Annotated in this window: 13 protein-coding genes and 3 pseudogenes; 9 read left to right on the forward strand and 7 right to left on the reverse strand. The window is 62.3% G+C overall.

Annotated elements, in window-relative coordinates; genetic code table 11:
* The first annotated feature begins 322 nt into the window (after window positions 1–322).
* Together E5X88_RS31865 and E5X88_RS31870 are read left to right on the forward strand one after the other, a co-directional pair.
* Window positions 323–517, forward strand: a complete 195-nt coding sequence (locus tag E5X88_RS31865) for a hypothetical protein (protein ID WP_051695369.1) — start codon at window positions 323–325, stop codon at window positions 515–517.
* A 476-nt stretch (window positions 518–993) separates the two neighbouring features.
* Window positions 994–1,995: a zincin-like metallopeptidase domain-containing protein gene (locus E5X88_RS31870; RefSeq protein WP_051695374.1), complete on the forward strand. Its 1,002-nt coding sequence runs from the start codon at window positions 994–996 to the stop codon at window positions 1,993–1,995.
* A 149-nt stretch (window positions 1,996–2,144) separates the two neighbouring features.
* Here the strand turns inward: E5X88_RS31870 and groL are convergent, their stop codons facing one another.
* The 3 genes and pseudogenes from groL to E5X88_RS31885 all read right to left on the reverse strand — a co-directional run bounded on the left by groL (window position 2,145) and on the right by E5X88_RS31885 (window position 4,807).
* Window positions 2,145–3,812: a chaperonin GroEL gene (gene groL / locus E5X88_RS31875; protein WP_091595807.1), complete on the reverse strand. Its 1,668-nt coding sequence runs from the start codon at window positions 3,810–3,812 to the stop codon at window positions 2,145–2,147.
* 65 nt (window positions 3,813–3,877) lie between these two features.
* Window positions 3,878–4,171, reverse strand: a pseudogene (groES, locus tag E5X88_RS31880) (co-chaperone GroES); the annotation flags it as partial.
* Between the two features lie 288 nt (window positions 4,172–4,459).
* Complete coding sequence (locus E5X88_RS31885; RefSeq protein WP_126038541.1) at window positions 4,460–4,807, reverse strand: hypothetical protein; 348 nt, start codon at window positions 4,805–4,807, stop codon at window positions 4,460–4,462.
* Window positions 4,808–5,591: 784 nt separating this feature from the next.
* Here E5X88_RS31885 and E5X88_RS31890 point away from each other — a divergent pair.
* The 7 genes and pseudogenes from E5X88_RS31890 (at window position 5,592) to E5X88_RS31920 (ending at window position 13,556) form a co-directional block, all read left to right on the forward strand.
* Window positions 5,592–5,915, forward strand: a complete 324-nt coding sequence (locus tag E5X88_RS31890) for a DUF736 domain-containing protein (protein WP_029354915.1) — start codon at window positions 5,592–5,594, stop codon at window positions 5,913–5,915.
* 180 nt (window positions 5,916–6,095) lie between these two features.
* Window positions 6,096–6,365, forward strand: coding sequence for a helix-turn-helix domain-containing protein (locus tag E5X88_RS31895; RefSeq protein WP_029354917.1), 270 nt, complete (start codon window positions 6,096–6,098; stop codon window positions 6,363–6,365).
* Window positions 6,362–6,910, forward strand: coding sequence for a S26 family signal peptidase (locus E5X88_RS31900; protein ID WP_029354919.1), 549 nt, complete (start codon window positions 6,362–6,364; stop codon window positions 6,908–6,910). The genes E5X88_RS31895 and E5X88_RS31900 overlap by 4 nt, the downstream gene beginning before the upstream one ends.
* Window positions 6,898–7,581: a lytic transglycosylase domain-containing protein gene (locus E5X88_RS31905; protein ID WP_024505647.1), complete on the forward strand. Its 684-nt coding sequence runs from the start codon at window positions 6,898–6,900 to the stop codon at window positions 7,579–7,581. Before E5X88_RS31900 ends, E5X88_RS31905 begins: the two co-directional genes overlap by 13 nt.
* 179 nt (window positions 7,582–7,760) lie before the next feature.
* A complete protein-coding gene (gene rlxS, locus E5X88_RS31910) occupies window positions 7,761–9,731 on the forward strand; it encodes a relaxase/mobilization nuclease RlxS (RefSeq protein ID WP_095521267.1) in 1,971 nt (656 codons plus the stop codon).
* Between the two features lie 356 nt (window positions 9,732–10,087).
* A pseudogene (locus tag E5X88_RS31915) lies at window positions 10,088–11,071 on the forward strand (ATP-binding protein).
* A gap of 17 nt (window positions 11,072–11,088) precedes the next feature.
* Window positions 11,089–13,556 (forward strand): annotated as a pseudogene (locus E5X88_RS31920) (S8 family peptidase).
* 214 nt (window positions 13,557–13,770) lie between these two features.
* On the opposite strand, the gene E5X88_RS31925 reads toward E5X88_RS31920, so the two are convergent.
* The 4 genes from E5X88_RS31925 to E5X88_RS31940 are packed head-to-tail and all read right to left on the reverse strand — an operon-like array spanning window position 13,771 to window position 16,725.
* Entirely contained in the window at window positions 13,771–15,330 is a 1,560-nt protein-coding gene (locus E5X88_RS31925) for an E2 ligase fold family C protein (protein ID WP_091595803.1), read from the reverse strand.
* A 3-nt stretch (window positions 15,331–15,333) separates the two neighbouring features.
* The gene (locus E5X88_RS31930; protein ID WP_091595801.1) at window positions 15,334–15,822 is read right to left on the reverse strand and encodes a Mov34/MPN/PAD-1 family protein; all 489 of its coding nucleotides are present in this window, start codon (window positions 15,820–15,822) and stop codon (window positions 15,334–15,336) included.
* On the reverse strand, window positions 15,819–16,436 hold the full coding sequence (locus E5X88_RS31935; protein WP_091595799.1) for a putative metal-binding protein: 618 nt from the start codon (window positions 16,434–16,436) through the stop codon (window positions 15,819–15,821). The genes E5X88_RS31930 and E5X88_RS31935 overlap by 4 nt, the downstream gene beginning before the upstream one ends.
* On the reverse strand, window positions 16,429–16,725 hold the full coding sequence (locus E5X88_RS31940; protein WP_024505654.1) for a DUF2604 domain-containing protein: 297 nt from the start codon (window positions 16,723–16,725) through the stop codon (window positions 16,429–16,431). Before E5X88_RS31940 ends, E5X88_RS31935 begins: the two co-directional genes overlap by 8 nt.
* Window positions 16,726–17,376 lie beyond the last annotated feature (651 nt).

Below are 17,376 nucleotides of genomic sequence, written 5' to 3' on the forward strand. Positions count from 1 at the left end.
CGCTCGCGAGCGGCTTCGCTATCGCCGACCTACACCACGCGGTGGGACACGACCATATTCAATGACTACCACAACTGTCCGCATTGCAGACTGGCAGATCTCAACTACCAAAAAGCCTTCAAGAATGATCCCAATCTGAAGCTTGTGATCAGACGGTTCCCGGTCCTGGGACCGGATTCCCAATCGCACTCGCCTCGAGAAAACAGGGAAAGTTCGACGAATTCCACCGCGCCCTTATGACTTCCCCCAGTTGGATCATTGAAAGGATCACTCTCAAGATCGCAGCGCGTGTGGGCCTTGACGTGGAGCAGCTCAAGCGGGAATGCAAGATCCGGCCATCGCAGATGAACTTGCGCGCGTCCGCGCACTCGCGAAAGGTCTGCACATCGACCGTACGCCCGCGTTGGTGGTCGGCGATATAGTGATCGCCCACCTGGTCGACATGGCCAGCTTGCAACGCTTGCTCGCCGATGCGCGCTCAAAGCGTGCAGGCTCTCGTGCGGGGCAGCATCTGTAGATCGGCCACGCTGTTGTTGCCGGAGCGTGCCGTTTGTGGCAGCTGGCTTTGCTGTTGCTCCTCGGCATCTTGTTGCGGTCATCCAGCTGCCGTGGGCGCCAACAACAATCCTGAGCGCCCGCGCCTGAAGGCGCTGGCCGGGTGCTCGTGAACCGAGCCCGCTTATCTTCGCCAGGCTCAGGCGGTCTTGGCCCTGCGGCTTCGCCCCCTGGCGCGGGGCAGCCTTCGGCTGCTGACGGTCGCCGGCCTGTCGGCCGGCGTCGTTTTTATCGTGGCCTTCCCCGGTGGCGCAGGGCGGGCAGCACTCCCTTCTAGGCCCGCCGCGGCGTCCCGCAACCCTTCGCTTTCGCTTCGGGTCCTCCACTCCGTTCCGGTCCTGCGGATGCAGTCCGCCTCCGACGTCGGGCCTTTCCGGTCGCTTTCGCCGCCCACCCCGCTTCCGGGGAGGGCGCGATTGAAGAGCGGAGGACATCACGATGCGTGCAAACAACAAACGTTGCGGCAGCCGACAGGCTGGCGCAGAGAGTGGCGGGCGCACCGGCGCCAGCCTTTATCAGGAAATCACCGACCGCATCATTGCCGAACTGGAGCGCGGCACCGTGCCATGGGTCAAGCCGTGGGGCAGGGCAAGGACAGGCCTCGGCCTGCCGCGGAATGCGGCCACCCAGCGCCGATATTCCGGCATCAATATCCTGATCCTGTGGGGCGGGGTCATCGATCGCGGTTTCCCCAGCCAGAACTGGCTCACCTTCCGGCAGGCGCTTTCCCTAGGTGGCAATGTCAGGAAGGGTGAGCACGGCACCACCATCGTTCACGCTGACCGCTTTGTTCCCAAGAACGAAAAGCAACGCGCCGACACCGATGGCGACGAACCGCAGGCGGTGCCCTTCCTGAAGCGCTTTACCGTCTTCAATGTCGCGCAGTGCGATAATCTGCCCGAACATCTTTATGCCGCCGGCGAGCCTCTGCCTGAGCGCGAGATGGTCCCGCAGGCCGAGGCGCTCATTCATGCAACCGGCGCTGATTTTCGCATCGGCGGCGAGCGCGCCTTCTACATGCCCGGCAGCGACACCATACAGGTGCCGCCGCAGCCGGCTTTCTTCCACCAGATCGACTATTACCGGACCTGCTTTCACGAGCTTGGCCACTGGACCGGCCACCCGACGCGACTCGCGCGCGACCTGTCCGGCTCCTTCGGGTCCAACACCTATGCGCGCGAGGAACTGGTCGCCGAAATCGCATCAGCCTTCATCTGCAGCAGTCTCGGCATCGAGCCGACCGTGCGCCATGCCGACTACATCGGCTCATGGCTGACGGTTTTGCGCGAGGACAACCGCGCCATCTTCCGCGCCGCAAGCCATGCCTCGAAAGCCGCCGATTTCCTGCTTGGCCGCAATGCCGATGTCGAAGGCGAGGCACATGCCGAAACCGCCTATGGAAGCGCGCAATCATCACACGCGGCCGCCTTGCGCCTCTGATGACGCAAAAGCCGCGCAACCAACTCGACAGTTCTTTTGAGGTTGCGCTAACATGGCCGGCGTTGGCGCCGATCGTTTATCGGATCGAGGTTCGCAAAAAAAGGGCGGCATTGCTGCCGCCCCTCGTTGCGAAAGCTGCCAGAGCTGGATTAGAAATCCATACCGCCCATGCCGCCCATGCCGCCCATGCCGCCGCCACCCATGCCGCCAGGCATGCCGCCGCCGCCAGCCGACTCCTTCTTCGGAGCCTCCGCGATCATGGCTTCGGTGGTGACCAGCAGGCCGGCCACCGAGGCCGCGTCCTGGAGAGCGGTGCGGACAACCTTGACCGGATCGACGATGCCCATGGCGATCATGTCGCCATATTCGCCGGTCTGGGCGTTGTAGCCGAAGGTCGCGCCCTTGTTCTCAAGGATCTTGCCGGCAACGATCGATGCTTCCGCACCGGCGTTGGCCGCGATCTGGCGGGCCGGAGCCTGCAGCGCACGACGAACGATGTTGATGCCGGCGGCCTGGTCGGCATTGACGCCGGTGGCCTTGATGTTGGCCGAAGCGCGCAGCAGCGCGACGCCACCACCAGCAACGATGCCTTCTTCGACGGCCGCGCGGGTCGCGTTGAGGGCGTCATCGACGCGGTCCTTCTTTTCCTTGACTTCGACTTCCGTCGCACCGCCGACGCGGATCACCGCAACGCCGCCGGCGAGCTTGGCCAGACGTTCCTGCAGCTTCTCCTTGTCGTAGTCCGAAGTGGTCTCTTCGATCTGCTGCTTGATCTGGGCAACGCGGCCCTGGATCTCGGCCTTCTTGCCGGCGCCGTCGACGATGGTGGTGTTCTCCTTGGAGATCGACACCTTCTTGGCGCGGCCGAGCATGTTGAGGCCGACATTCTCGAGCTTGATGCCGAGGTCTTCCGAGATGACCTGGCCACCGGTGAGGATGGCGATGTCTTCCAGCATGGCCTTGCGGCGATCACCGAAGCCCGGCGCCTTGACGGCGGCGATCTTCAGGCCGCCACGCAGCTTGTTGACGACCAGCGTGGCCAGAGCCTCGCCTTCGACGTCTTCCGAGATGATGAGCAGCGGCTTCGAGGTCTGCACGACGGCTTCGAGAACCGGCAGCATGGCCTGGAGGTTGGACAGCTTCTTCTCGTGCAGGAGGATGTAGACGTCCTCGAGCTCGGCAACCATCTTGTCGGCGTTGGTGACGAAGTAGGGCGAGAGGTAGCCGCGGTCGAACTGCATGCCTTCGACGACTTCGAGTTCGGTCTCGGCGGTCTTGGCTTCCTCAACCGTGATGACGCCTTCGTTGCCGACCTTCTGCATTGCTTCGGCGATCATCTTGCCGACCGAAGCATCGCCGTTGCCGGCGATGGTGCCGACCTGGGCAACCTCTTCGGAGGTCTTGATCTTCTTGGCGTTCTTGATCAGCGTCGCAACGACGTCGGTTACCGCGAGGTCGATGCCGCGCTTCAGGTCCATCGGGTTCATGCCGGCGGCAACCGCCTTGTGGCCTTCCTGGACGATCGACTGCGCCAGAACGGTCGCGGTCGTGGTGCCGTCGCCGGCGATGTCGTTGGTCTTCGAAGCAACTTCGCGGACCATCTGCGCGCCCATGTTCTCGAACTTGTCCTCAAGCTCGATTTCCTTGGCGACGGTGACGCCGTCCTTGGTGATGCGCGGGGCGCCGAACGACTTGTCGATGACGACGTTGCGGCCCTTGGGGCCGAGCGTGACCTTCACCGCGTCGGCGAGGATGTTGACGCCGCGCAGCATGCGCTCGCGGGCATCACGGGAGAATTTTACGTCTTTGGCAGCCATTTTTAGCTCCTGGCAGGGGCTTCAATCGAGCCCGGGAATTCAGTTGACGAAAGGGCCTGATATGAGCCGATGATGCCCATGATGTCGGATTCCTTCATGATCAGAAGGTCTTCGCCATTGAGCTTGACTTCGGTGCCCGACCACTTGCCGAACAGGATGCGATCGCCGGCCTTGACGTCCAGTGGGACGAGCTTGCCGGCTTCGTCACGGGCGCCGGAACCAACGGCGATGATCTCGCCTTCCTGCGGCTTTTCCTTTGCCGTATCCGGGATGATGATCCCGCCAGCGGTCTTGGATTCGGATTCGACCCGGCGAACGACCACGCGGTCATGCAGCGGGCGGAACTTCGACTTTGCCATTTTCGGATTTTTCCCTGGTGCGGATGTTGAGGGGTTTTTGTTAGCACTCGCGATGGACGAGTGCTAACGCGATAGTGAGGTAGGCTGTAAGCGGGCACTCGTCAAGACGGACGAGGGCAGGCGAGGAGCTCTGGCCCCCTCCCCGGTGGAACCCAACGCATACGCGCATCCGCGTTGATGGCTGCGAGCCCCACATTTCCATTGAATTCGGCGTCATGACGCCAACTTGCGCGCGCCGCTTCCAAGTCGTCAGTCGTGCTGCCGTCAGCACGAACATAGGGCTGCGCTTCACTTCCCGTCGAAGCCGCGGCAAGCAGCGTCGCCGTCAGCACGCTCCTTTGCAGATGCTTGCCAAAGGTGGACAGTGAGCGCACCTGCGCCGGGCTGTTGGTGCGAACGTAAGACGTCATTGACAACTCCTTTTTGCAAGTCGAGCCCTTCTCCACCTTCGGCCGCCGTCGACGCGAAGAAGTCCGCATCGCGTTGATGACGAGCTGCGAAAAAGAGAAAGATGTGTTTGATGGCTGCGGCCCCAACGGTGCCTTCAGATTTGAGATCACTTCCGCCGCGAGCGGCTGAAGCTCCTCGCAACGTCACAATCGAATCTGCTGCCAAGCCTCCAGGAAAGGAGAGCATTGCTCATCTCGCGCTTGTGCATGCAGTCAACCTTCGATCCGTGTTGCCACATCTCAAGTGCAAATGCCGTGCCAAAGCTCACTGGGTAGTGAACGCATGGCTCTCCCTGAAAACCTCACAAATCCAGCATGGTCAATTGTGCGGAACCCGACATGCGTCTTCTGCCACTGTCAGCTTTCGGACAGGCATGACGCGTTTCGCGCCGACCACCGGTCGATCGGTTTTGGGGCCGGTCTGTTCGCCTCATAAGAGCGCGTCACGTTGCGTAGCGGTTTCCCGAGCGCCGCCACATGACACTGGACCTGCAGGTAGCACCGGCTTCTCATCCAGCCTTGCTTTGGCCCCTTCGCGTATCAAATTCCCGCTGGCGAGCCCTGCTTTCATAGATCGCACCATGCCGGATGTCTGCTCTGGCGCCCGACCCGCTGGCACGATCTCGATCCGGCATAAGGGCGCAGCATCTTTGCAGGCCGTTTCATCCCGGCGTCCTGCTTGGCTGAAAGACCGCACTTGGCGAGCGGTCTCCATGCTCTCTCCAAGGACCATCCCTGCGGCTGGCTTGTCGACCTATGGGCGGGTCCGGCCGCCCGAAACCCTCGCCATCAGCTTTTTTCCCCGCCGCCTGCGGCGGCTTCCTCGCGCCGCTTCGCTCACAAAAAAGCTGCCCGCTCGGATCCTTCGCTGTCGCTGCGGCCCTGTCGGATTCAGGCGGTCCTGACGCGCCCATTACGGTGCGCCATCGCAGGGGATGGTCCCCGGCGAAACCACAAAAGGAGACTTCGAAATGACCGCGATCGGTTACGTCAACAAGCAGGAAAACGGCGCCTACAAGGGCCAGCTCAAGACGCTCAGCGTCCGCGCCGACATCGATATCGTCCCCAACCAGGCCAAGAGCGCCGACAACCATCCCGACTTCCGGGTGCTTACGCAAGGAGTCGAAGTTGGCGCCGGCTGGATCCGCACCGGCGAGACTTCCGGCAAGGATTATGTGAGCCTGTCGATTGCAGCGCCGGAGTTCGGACCGCGCAAGCTCTACGCCAATCTCGGCCGCGCCGCCGGCCAGGACGATCACGACACCTACGCCATCATCTGGAACCCGGCCGACTGACCGGCCGAGATAGAGCCTCGCGCCGCAGCCCCGGCGCGGGGCTCATTCCCAGGAGTTCCACCCAAACCCCGTCCGCCCTAAAGGGCGGCGAAAACTCTCCCCCGACTCTTCGCCCGTCCCCGAGACGATCTCCCTCGCCCATCCTCGCCCTCGCTTGTCCGAAGCGAAACGAGGATCATCATGGACGACGAAAACGAACGCGCGGCCCGCGCGAAAAAGGGCAGCCCGTTTCTCAGCACAGCCCAAGCCGCCTTCTATATCGGGCTCTCCCAGCGCACGCTCGAAAAGATGCGGCTCAAGGGCGGCGGCCCGAAATTCCGCAAGCACGGCCGCTATGTCCGCTATCACATCGACGAACTCGACCATTGGTCGAAAGGACACCCGCAGCACTCCACCGCCGGCGATGGCAAGGCCGGTTCCGGCCAGGGCGGCACGGGAGGCCGTTCATGAGGCGGCGCCCTTCCATCCATCTGATCGGCAGCCGCCTGAGGCGTGTTCGAGCCCGTAAGACGGTCGCCTTGGCCGCGGCCGGTCTCGGTCTTTTGGGCTTCACGGCGCTGGGAAAGCCCACCCCTTGGCTGGTCTGGAACGCCTCGGCCAGCGCGCCGATCGGCCTTTACCGCATCGCTGCGGGAGCGCTGGCGCGTGGCGATCTCGTGCTCGTGCGCCCGCCTGAATACGCGGCGTATCTCGCCGCCGAGCGCAGCTATCTGCCTCGCAATGTGCCGCTGGCAAAACGTCTTGCAGCGCTGCCGGACGATAATGTCTGCGCCTTCAATGACGCCATCATCATCGGCGGCGACATCGTCGCGCGCCGGCTCAAAATCGACGCCGAAGGCCGACCTTTGCCATGGTGGAACGGCTGCCGAGCGCTCGGGGATAACGAGGTTTTCCTGCTCGGCAGCGACAAAAACCGCTCCTTCGACAGCCGCTATTTCGGGCCTGTTCCCACTCAAAATGTCATCGGGAGGCTCGTACCGCTATGGACCGAGTGACCCTCCTCTTGTTGGGCATGATCGCCATTGCGCCATGCGCCTGTTCCGCCTCGACCGGCGCTGAGCCGGTCGCCATCTCCCAAAGTCCGCAGCTGCGAAAGTGGCAGACGTTGGTATCGGAAGCAAGCCGGCGCTTCCATATTCCCCAAGCCTGGATCTATGCCGTCATGGCTGCCGAAAGCGGCGGCAAGACAATGCGCGGCGGCCGCCCCATCACCTCCCCCGCTGGCGCCATGGGCCTCATGCAGGTGATGCCCGGCACCTATGAGGAGATGCGGGTCGAACACGGCCTTGGGCCTAACCCCCACGATCCGCGCGACAATATCCTGGCCGGCACGGCCTATCTCAGCGCCATGTATGACCGCTTCGGATTTCCTGGCCTGTTTGGCGCCTACAATGCCGGTCCCGAGCGCTACGACGAGCATTTGAAGCGTGGCAAACCGCTGCCAGAAGAGACCGTCGAGTACCTCGACCAACTCAAGGCGGCCGGAGTTTCGGCGGCCGACATCGAGGCGTTCGAAAGCCAATCTGTCGCTCCAAAGGCGCAAATCGCTCCTCTCGGACGGTCGCTGTTCTTCATTCATGACGGTGTTCACTCAGGCGTGCGAAACGGCGATCTCTTCGTGCCGCTCGGCAAGGACGGCGCGCAGCCGAAGGAGCCGGTGCGTTAGCCATGGGCGGACGGGGGCGCGTCTGGCGGGGCTGGGCGCGTAAGGCAAGATAAAGGTACCGCCTCCAGGAGGCGGTTAAATCTTTGTCTGCACATCGTTTTTCCAGGAGGCTGCCGCCGGTGCCAAGAGGGTTGGACGTGTAAGTGTCTGATTTTGCTTGATATGTCTGGGAGGCTCGCATGAAGGATGACGAGTTCAGGCCGAAGCTCGGCAAAATCGGGTCGCGCGGCTCGAAGGCAGGCAAACGCTATGCCGGTCAAGTCCGGGCAGCCGTCAACCGAGCCGGCGGCCAGCCCCAGCCCGGCGGTCGCTTCACGGGCAGCCGGACAGGGCGCGGCGGGGCGGCTGCGGCGCTGCTGAAATCGCGCGACCGGTATGCCGCCTTCCGCCAGCGCCGGGTGATCGTCAAGGCGCGGATCGTCAAGCTCGCCGGCAAGGGCGCGGACGGGGCGCGTGCCCATCTACGCTATCTTCAGCGCGACGGCGTCACCCGAGAAGGTGCGCCTGGCGAGCTCTACGGCGCCGACAGCGACCGCGTCGACGGCAAGGCGTTCATCGATCGCGCGGACGGCGACCGCCACCAATTCCGCTTCATCGTCGCTGCCGAAGACGGCATCGAGTATGAAGACCTGAAGGCGCTGACGCGGCGGCTCATGGCGCAGATGCAGGAAGACCTCGGCACGAAGCTCGACTGGGTCGCGGTTGATCATTTCAACACCGGCCACCCGCACAGCCACATCATCGTCCGAGGCAGGGACGACCGTGGCGAGAACCTGGTCATCGCGCGCGAATATATCTCATCTGGCATCCGCGAGCGGGCGGCCGAGCTGGTCAGCCTCGATCTCGGTCCGCGAACCGACCGCGAGATTGAGCTTCGCCTGCGCCGGGAAATGGAGCAGGAACGCTTCACCAGCATCGACCGTCGGCTGCTCAGCATGCGTGATGATGACGGGCTGGTCTCGCCGGGCGGTCCCGACGCCATTCGCCAGACGCTGCACCAGGGACGGCTGCGCAAGCTCGAGCGGATGGGTCTGGCCGCGGAGGTCGGCGCTGGCTCCTGGCGCCTCGACGATGAGCTCGAAGCCACGCTGCGCCGCACCGGCGAACGCGGCGACATCATCAAGACCATCCACCGCGAACTGGCCGGCAAGGGGCTTGCACGCAGTGCCGCCGACTGGGTGATCCACGATCGAGCCGGCGAGCCCGTCCAGTCTCTCGTCGGTCGCGTTGTCGCGCGTGGACTGGCCGACGAGATCAATGACCGCCACTACATGATCGTCGACGCCGTCGACGGTAAGAGCCATTGGATCGACATCGGTAGAGGCGAGGCGATGGAAACGATGCCTAATGGCTGCATCGTGCGTGTCGCGCCAAGGAACACCGAGCCGAGGCGGGTCGATCGTACCATCGCCGAAATCGCCGCCGCGAATGGCGGCCGTTACGACGTCGATATCCACCTGAAGCATGACCCATCCGCCACCGAGAGCTTTGCGCGAACGCATGTGCGGCGGCTGGAGGCGATCCGCCGCGCGACCGGCGGCGTTGAGCGAGAGCCGAACGGCACCTGGCTCATCGCGCCGGACCATCTCGATCGCGTCGCGAATTATGAGGGCCAGCGGGCCAGGGCCGAGCCTGTCGTTGTCGACAAGCTCTCCTCAATGGCGCTGGAGCGACAGGTCAGCTTCAACGGCGCCACCTGGCTCGACCGGGAGCTGGTTGCCGATAGACCCGAGCCTTTGCACGGATCCGGCTTCGGCTGCGACGTGAGAGAGGCGCAAGCTCGCCGGCGGGAGTGGCTGATCGCGCAAGGCCTCGCGCATGAAGAACAGGATCGGATCGTCTATCGAGCCAACATGCTTTCGATCCTGCGCCAGCGAGAACTGAACCGTGTTGCTGGCCAACTGTCGGAGGAACTTGGCCTGCCCTATGCCGAAGCGCGATCCGGAGGACGAGTAGAGGGTACGCTCCGCCGCTCCGTCGAGCTTGCCAGCGGAAAATATGCCGTCGTTGAGAAGTCGCGCGAGTTCACGCTGGTGCCATGGCGGCCGGTGCTTGAGCGCCATGTGGGCAAGGAGGTCTCCGGTGTCGTGAGTGGGGAGGGGATTTCATGGACCGTCGGCCGGCAAAGGAGCGGACCTGGTGTTTCGTGAGATGGTGTACAGCTTTTTTAGCCAGCGGCGCGGGCAGCCATGCGAGCCCGCGTAGACCTTATGGCCGCACGCCCGCAATCGGTCGCATGGACCTGCCAGGCGGGGCGGCTTTGGAGCGTTCGGACCCGACACGCTGCGTGAGTGGCCAGACTTCGAGCGCTCGAAGATGCGGACTGTTGTCTGCTGGCCGGCGTTATTCCGGCTGGCCTATGACCGCGGCGCAACAGTTCACCGCTGAAGTTGCCACGGGCGAACATCGACAAGAGAAAAAACACCATTGCGCGATGCAAATCGCCGTTGAAAGCGTTTAGGTTGCATGCGCTTCGCCAAGTAAACGGATACCCCAGAAGAGAGCCATGACCACGGCCCGCCATATCGTGACGCTGCTTAAAAGCCACATTGCCGGCGACGAGGATCGTTTCCTCTATCGCGATGCAGCTTGCTGCGCATGAGGCACGTCAAGGCCATGGCAAGCTTGCTCAGGAGCTCAAGGATCTGGTCGACGCAGCCAAGAGCAGGGACGCCCGGATTGCCAAGAGCAGTCGGCCGGTTCCCCTTTTTCAGCCAAAGGGCGAGCTCGCAGGGCTCCTGCATGTGCGCTATCCGGACCTGCGACTGACCGACATGATTTTGCCGGACAGTCTGCGCTCGCGCCTGCACCGCGTGCTGGGAGAGCAGCGCCAACAAGCAAGCTTGCGCGAGCACGGGCTTGTTCCCCGTCGCAAACTGCTTCTGGTCGGCCCGCCAGGATCAGGCAAGACGATGACCGCATCGGCATTGGCCGGGGAGCTCATCTGCCCCTTTTCACGATCGTCCTCGATGGTTTGATCACCAAGTTCATGGGAGAGACTGCCGGAAAGCTGCGGCTTGTTTTTGATGCAATGCAGGCGACGCGGGGCGTCTACTTCTTTGACGAATTCGATGCCATCGGCGCGCGTCGAGGCGAACGCCAGGATGTTGGCGAGATTCGGCGCGTGCTGAATTCGTTTCTGCAGTTTCTCGAGCAAGACGACAGCCACAGCCTGATTATTGCGGCAACAAATCATCCCGAGCTGCTCGACAGAGCTTTGTTCCGCCGTTTCGACGATGTCATCGAATACGCCGTGCCCGATCGGCCGATTATCGAGGCGCTGCTTCGGGCTCGACTCGACCGCTTCGACACCAGAGGGCTTGCCTGGAACGAGGCGATCTCTCAGGCAGAGAGACTGTCGCAGGCCGAGATCACCCGCGCGGCCGACGACGCTGCAAAAACCATCATATTGCGGGGGGGGAAGCGGATCACCTCGGAAGCGCTCATCGACGCTCTGAAGGAACGCCGGCAGGCTTCGCTGTCTGAGTAGCGACAGCACAGATCATAATGGCAGACGATTTTCCGCGCGACCGCGCCCATATCCACCTTCGCAACAACGGCATTCGGGAAGCCTATCGGCGGCCCAACCAACTTATACATGCACCGCCGCTGCCGGCGCGTGATCGGGCGTCGCATGCTGCGGCCTTGACGCAATCCATCGAACAAGCGGTCGAAAGTGCACGCCAGCAGATTGCGGCGCGTGACCCCCAGCTGTCGGTCGGCACGCCTGGCTTTTATCTCGAGATCGATCTGCCCATGTCCGGACGGGCGGCCCTCGACCAGTTGGCCGATCGTCGCCAGCACATGGAGCTGGTCGCCGTCCATGAGCCAACTCAACCCGGTGCTCCCATCACAGCGTCGGTGTTCCTGCCGCAAAGCGCGCAAGCCTATTATTTGCGGAAAGTCGAGGCGTATCGAGACGTTGACACTGACCGCGGCAGACCGCGCAACGAGCCGCTCGTCTCCCGCATGGAGACAGTCAGGCTGGCGACTGCACGATCGTTGTTTACCGACCACGACGACCTCTTCCCCCAGGCCGCTGACGAGCAGGTGTGGTGGGAAGTCTGGCTGCGCGACGGTCGCCGCGAGAACTTCGAGCACATTGCCGAAGCCCTGAACATCACTTTGCGCACGCATGCGGTCAGGTTTCCGGAGCGGGTGGTCATGCTGGCACTCGCCAGCACGGCAATGCTCGACCGCATGATTGCGCACAGCGATGTCGTCGCCGAGCTGCGGCGCGCGAAGGATACGCCGTCCTTCTTCATGGGCCTTGGCGGCGCGGAGCAAAGGGACTGGAGCGACGAGCTTCTCGGGCGCGTCAGACCGCCTCAACCGATATTGCGGTCTGCATTCTCGACAGCGGCGTGCGTCGCACCCACCCGTTGATCGAACCCGCACTTGCCGTTGAAGACTGGCACACCGTCAAACCGGCATGGGGCAGCGACGACACACCTGCGTGGAGCGGCCACGGGACGCGAATGGCAGGTGTCGGCCTGTACGGTGATCTGGTCCCGCTCCTGGTCGGAGGCGATCCAGTTCCATTGCCCTTTCGGCTGGAGAGTGTTCGTATCCTTCCGCCAGAAGACGAGGCAAACGATCCAGAACTCTATGGCGCGATCACCGCGGAAGCGATCGCCCGCGCCGAGGTGCAGGCGCCGGAGCGCCGCCGCGCGATCGCAATGGCTGTGACAAGCGCCAGTCCGGCGCGTGGAAGGCCCACATCGTGGTCTGCCGCTATCGACCAACTCTGTTTCGAAGAGGAACAGCGACGCTTGATCGTTCTCTCTGCCGGCAACATCGGCGATGACCTCATGCCGGCCGAGCATTTGACGCGCAACGATCTGGAAGCAGTCGATGATCCTTCTCAGGCCTGGAATGCGCTGACGGTCGGCGCTTTCACAGAAAAGGTCGATATCATTGACACCGACTTTGCGGGCTACGCTCCGATCGCGCCGGTCGGCGAGCTCTCGCCGCGCAGTCGCACTTCGGTCGTTTGGGACAGGCAGTGGCCGGTGAAGCCCGAGGTCGTCTTCGAAGGCGGCAATCTCGCCCATGACGGTGTGTTGCCTGGCGAGCCGATCGACGATCTGCAGATATTGACCACTTTCTATCGACCCGAACTGCGCCACTTCACCACCCTCGGAGATACGAGCGCGGCAACGGCCCATGCCGCACGGATGGCGGGACTAATTCTATCAGCGCGCCCCGAGCTGTGGCCTGAAACGGTTCGCGCCCTGATCGTCCACTCGGCCGAATGGACTCCGGCGATGCGCGCACGCATCGATGCGTGCAACGGAGCGAAGGGCGAGATCCAGGCGCTCGTGCGGCGCTATGGTTATGGCGTGCCAGATCTTGGGCGCGCGCTTCTGTCAACGGTGAACGACCTCACGCTTATCGTTGAAGATGAGCTTCAGCCTTTCCAGCGCGAGGGCGGCGCGGCTGCCAAAACGCGTGACATGAAGCTGCATCGCCTGCCTTGGCCGAAGGAGCAGCTCGCGGCGCTCGGCGCTGCCCAGGTCGAGCTCCGCGTCACGCTGTCCTATTTCATCGAACCCAACCCCGGTGAACGCGGATGGACCCGCCGGCATCGTTACGCGTCCCATGGTCTTCGGTTCAGAGTAAAGTCAGCGACCGAGACAGTCGACGAATTCCGAGCCCGCATCAATCAGGCCGCTCGGGACGAGGAGGAAGGGGCGCCTGCTGGAGGCGGAGAAGAGTGGCTGCTCGGCACCTTCCGCGATCGCGGCTCGTTGCACGCCGATTTCTGGTCGGGCAGCGCCGCCGATCTCGCCGAGCGTGACGCGATCGGCGTGTTCCCGGTCGGGGGCTGGTGGAAGGAGAAGCCTTACCTGGAACGCGTCGACGCTCTGGCTCGGTACGCCCTGATTGTGACGATTCGGGCGCCTGGGGTCGATGTTGACATCTTCACACCCGTCGAAGCAGCCCTGACTGTCGAGACGTCGTGCGAGACCTGATGCAGCACTGTCCAAACCGGCCAACAACGGAGGTTTGACCAGCCTCTGGTGCCATGGCGGCTGGTGCTGGATCATCACGTCGGCAAGGAGGTGTCAGGGATCATGCGCGGAGGACGATAGGCGGGCAAAGGAGCGGGCCAAGCGTGTCATAATGGCGCCCATGGTCACGCCCACAAGCCGCGCCCCCTGCGTCCACGGAGAGGTGCGCGTCTGCTTAGGCGGCCGAGACATCGCTTACCTGATCAACGGGCTCGCCGTATTTGCGCCTGTAAGCGGCAATGAAATCGTCGTCGCTACAGATGCAGCGGCCGCTGGAGTCCTTGGCCTTCGGATCGTGCAAGTGAGAGCCAAGGGGGCGCAGAAGATTCACCCGAGTGCTCGTCGTCGGGCTCATGGGAAACCCCGCACTATGTTTGACCAAATCCGCGGCAAGCATAATCCCGGCAAGCACCGACTGAAAGGCCATCGGAACGACAGTTCGAACGCGGCGACTTCCTTCGCTAAGCTGGAACACCAGACCGCCGCAGATAGCCTGCTGATAAAAGGAGCGCAGGGGCTGGCCGACAAACGGGGCTAGCGGTTCAAACGGCACAGCCATCGCTGTAGCCACGCGAACTACAAAGTCGTTGGGAACTCCGGCATTGGTCTGCAGGAGCGTTTTCACCTGCTCGTGTGCTTCCGGTATTCCGAGTTCCTCGGCAATCAGCTGGTGCTCGTCCTTGGATTTTCCGGATGGCAGGTACATGCAACAAAGGCAAGCCTGGCCGTCATCGAAACCATGCCGGGAGATACCGAGATCGTGCTCCTGCGTCCAAGCGTTTGCGATCCATCGCGGCAGTGCACCTTGGACAGCCAGACGGTCGGCGGCGGTGTCAAGCGCCACACCCACTTGGTCGAAGACCCAATTGCCCCGGCGCGCAACATATTCTGCCCACGTCAGAGGGTGCGCCTCGACCTCAAGGGCAGTCGATCTAAGGGCGGTGGCTGCAAGAACCGCCTTGGACATACCAATCTCCGCCTGGCCGGCCAATGCGTAGCGCTGCAGGTTTGAGAGTTCGATCGCTTCGTGATCGATTACATGCAGACGACCCTTGAGATCGGGTTGTCTCGCTAGCGCCCAAAGCGAGCCATGGCCTATCGCACCGAGCCCAACGAGGTGGGTTTCGCCAAGGTCGACTGGAAAGTCGATCGGGCCAGCCTCCCCGGCTTTGGTCTTGTCGTAGCTGCATAGCGAGAGGTCGATGGTTTCGTCCAACTCGGCGCCGGTCAACTGGGCGGCGAAGATAGTTCGAAAGACGTTGGCGGCGCCGAAGCAACTGGCGGCGCCAGCTCCATAAGGCAGCAGACTTGGGCCAGAGCCCACCGGGTCCGTACGCGACAGCTTTGCCGCCCAACCGTCCGATCCCACGAAAAAGATCGGGCACCGGAGTGATGGGCGCGTTACCCCTGCAACGACGCAGACGGTGGCAGACTTGCCGGAACGCCGGATGCCGACTTTTGGATTGATCGACTTTGCCAAGCGCTCCAGCGCTTGGGCTTGAGAGCTCGCCGCGCTGTCCAGCGGGAGTATCGCCAGAACCGGGTAGAGCCTAGCGAGCAATCTCACCGCAAGATCTAATGTCGCCTGGCCTTCGGCGCAGGAAGCGGCCTGATGGTCGAAGGCGACTGCCACGACCTGCTTTTCAAGAGCTGCTTTGAAGTCTCCCAGATGAAAATCGGCCAGGACCTGAGATGCCGCCGTGGCGGCGCGATCGATGAAGTTAGCGAATGCCATTGTTCAACTCGATATCATGATCATTCGCGACAGTGCCGCGGGAGGGAGCGCATTCCATTTGGCCTTTTCGTCAAGCCGATAGGCGGCGACCCGAGCAAAATCGAAAGGCTCGCGGGCGAAATTCGGCACCACCAGCGACAGACACCCAACCGTGGTAGCAACCGCATAAGCGTCGTCCGTCGTCGAATGGTAGGCGCGGCCCGGATGGCTGTGAATCTGGGCCAAGAGTTTCAGGCCGCTTTTGTAGAGCCAGACATTGAGCCGGTGCAGTTCTTCGGCCGCAACGATCACGCAAACGCCATCGTTTGTTCGAATGTGACGCTGCGCCGGGATAACCGTCTCTGTTACGGCAAAGTGCCGGTCTTCCTGAACGCCGACCCAAAGTGCCATCCCCTCATTGCCCTCGCGACCAACTGAGCGCAGATGCCCATGCGTGGTCGAGATGCAGCCGCGCGGGAGAGTCACGATCGTTACATCTCTCAAACCAGTCATTCTTGTATCGCCTGAGGGGATACCACCATTCCTACGATTGTCGGTTGGAGTTGAATCTGCAACTGCTCTATAGGAACGATTCCGTACTTGATGATCTTGTCCAGGATGAAGGCCAAACAGCCTTCGCCAGAACCCCGATGAAGTAGCCATGGATCACCTGAATGGGCTGGATTGTCGTGGTATTCCCGGACGCCCGCCATGCACAGGAATGGTTCGTCCTCGGGACTGTTGGCCTGGATGAAGTCCGTCAGCGGCACGGCGTTCTGCTGGATGAGAGCTCCTATCATCTCCGGCGGCGTTCCGGGCAGCGGCGGACGTCTAAGCATTTTCAGGTATAGATCTTTCCGGGCAATCGGATCACGCGTAAACGGATCGACGAAGACCACGGACGGTGGTCTTAAGTCGTAGTCGGTGAAGTCGACCTCGCTCGCTGCGCTGACCACCCGTGGCTTTAACTTGGGGCTGGCGAAAATGAAGAAAGCGCGCGGAAAAGTCGCCTCGATCAAGAAGCAGCCCTGAGCCCGATAGACATCAGCATATGGCCGGAACCGGCCGATCTCCCGATCAAACTTCGCTCGGGAGACCTCCGGATCCACACTTTGGGGTTTAGGCACCTGCGACGCCCGCCTTCAGGCTGAGGAACAGGGTCACAGTATTCGGGAAACCGAAATCGCCAAGCTTCTTGTCGACGTCGAGCAAGTTGCCGGCCTCATCCTTGAATTCCCAATTCTCGGCTGGTTGGGCGACATTCTGCGTGTTCTCAAGGGCTTTGGTACGAATGACGTGAAGCGGCTGGTTGGGATTGGCTTCGACCTGCGTGGGCTGGCCGTTCACCACCACCGTGATCTCGATCTTGCCCGGTCCGCCGCCGTGATTATCGCCCTTACCCGAATCCTTCGACATTGTCCTACTCCTGTGGCTTGCCAACCGCCCCACGCCCTGGCACCCACCTGCGAGTGAGACCGGCGGTCTTCAATCGTTCACCCGGCGCCACGGCCGCGAGTACGCGAAAGACAGGGGATAAGCTACCGAATCGGTGCTTGCCTTCTTTTATGGGTGACTTGAGCCGCAAGTAAATGGTCTCAAATTGCTCCTCACAACTATAATCGATTAGAGCAATGCGAAAATATTGGCGACACGCCTATTCATCTGCTCTCTCACTCGCCTGCTCCGTGCTCGGCAAGGGGAGCTTTGATCTGCGTCACGCGTCCCCAAGCAGCTGATTGCGCCGGCAGCGCCATAGGAACCGTCGTTCAGAGTCTTCACCACTCAAGCACCCGCATGGATGCATGCCGACGCTCGTCTCCACAAAACAGCGCAAGTGGTGCCTTGTTGGATAAGGTCGCCTCGTACCTGGTGCAGCATCTCTCGGAACGCATGCCGCTGCGAGACCAGGCCTCATCATCGCGTCACATAGGAGCTGAAGCTTTCCGGATCGGGTATCCAATCGGCATCCAGTTGCTCGGCGATATGGTTGAATTCTGCCCTCAGGACAAGAGTGGATCGTGCCCCATGGCGTGGTGTAGGTAACGGCATTGGTCGCCGTGCTCTCCG

The organism is Mesorhizobium sp. (genome assembly GCF_004962245.1).
GTDB lineage: Bacteria > Pseudomonadota > Alphaproteobacteria > Rhizobiales > Rhizobiaceae > Mesorhizobium.

Excerpts from the sequence above, each read along its gene's own strand:
- E5X88_RS31895 (WP_029354917.1), top strand. The coding sequence starts at position 6,096 with ATGGACGACGAAAACGAACGCGCGGCCCGCGCGAAAAAGGGCAGCCCG.
- E5X88_RS31930 (WP_091595801.1), bottom strand. The coding sequence starts at position 15,822 with ATGACTGGTTTGAGAGATGTAACGATCGTGACTCTCCCGCGCGGCTGC.
- rlxS (WP_095521267.1), top strand. The coding sequence starts at position 7,761 with ATGAAGGATGACGAGTTCAGGCCGAAGCTCGGCAAAATCGGGTCGCGC.
- E5X88_RS31890 (WP_029354915.1), top strand. The coding sequence starts at position 5,592 with ATGACCGCGATCGGTTACGTCAACAAGCAGGAAAACGGCGCCTACAAG.
- E5X88_RS31865 (WP_051695369.1), top strand. The coding sequence starts at position 323 with ATGCAAGATCCGGCCATCGCAGATGAACTTGCGCGCGTCCGCGCACTC.
- E5X88_RS31870 (WP_051695374.1), top strand. The coding sequence starts at position 994 with ATGCGTGCAAACAACAAACGTTGCGGCAGCCGACAGGCTGGCGCAGAG.
- E5X88_RS31885 (WP_126038541.1), bottom strand. The coding sequence starts at position 4,807 with ATGCTCTCCTTTCCTGGAGGCTTGGCAGCAGATTCGATTGTGACGTTG.
- E5X88_RS31925 (WP_091595803.1), bottom strand. The coding sequence starts at position 15,330 with ATGGCATTCGCTAACTTCATCGATCGCGCCGCCACGGCGGCATCTCAG.
- groL (WP_091595807.1), bottom strand. The coding sequence starts at position 3,812 with ATGGCTGCCAAAGACGTAAAATTCTCCCGTGATGCCCGCGAGCGCATG.
- E5X88_RS31900 (WP_029354919.1), top strand. The coding sequence starts at position 6,362 with ATGAGGCGGCGCCCTTCCATCCATCTGATCGGCAGCCGCCTGAGGCGT.
- E5X88_RS31905 (WP_024505647.1), top strand. The coding sequence starts at position 6,898 with ATGGACCGAGTGACCCTCCTCTTGTTGGGCATGATCGCCATTGCGCCA.
- E5X88_RS31940 (WP_024505654.1), bottom strand. The coding sequence starts at position 16,725 with ATGTCGAAGGATTCGGGTAAGGGCGATAATCACGGCGGCGGACCGGGC.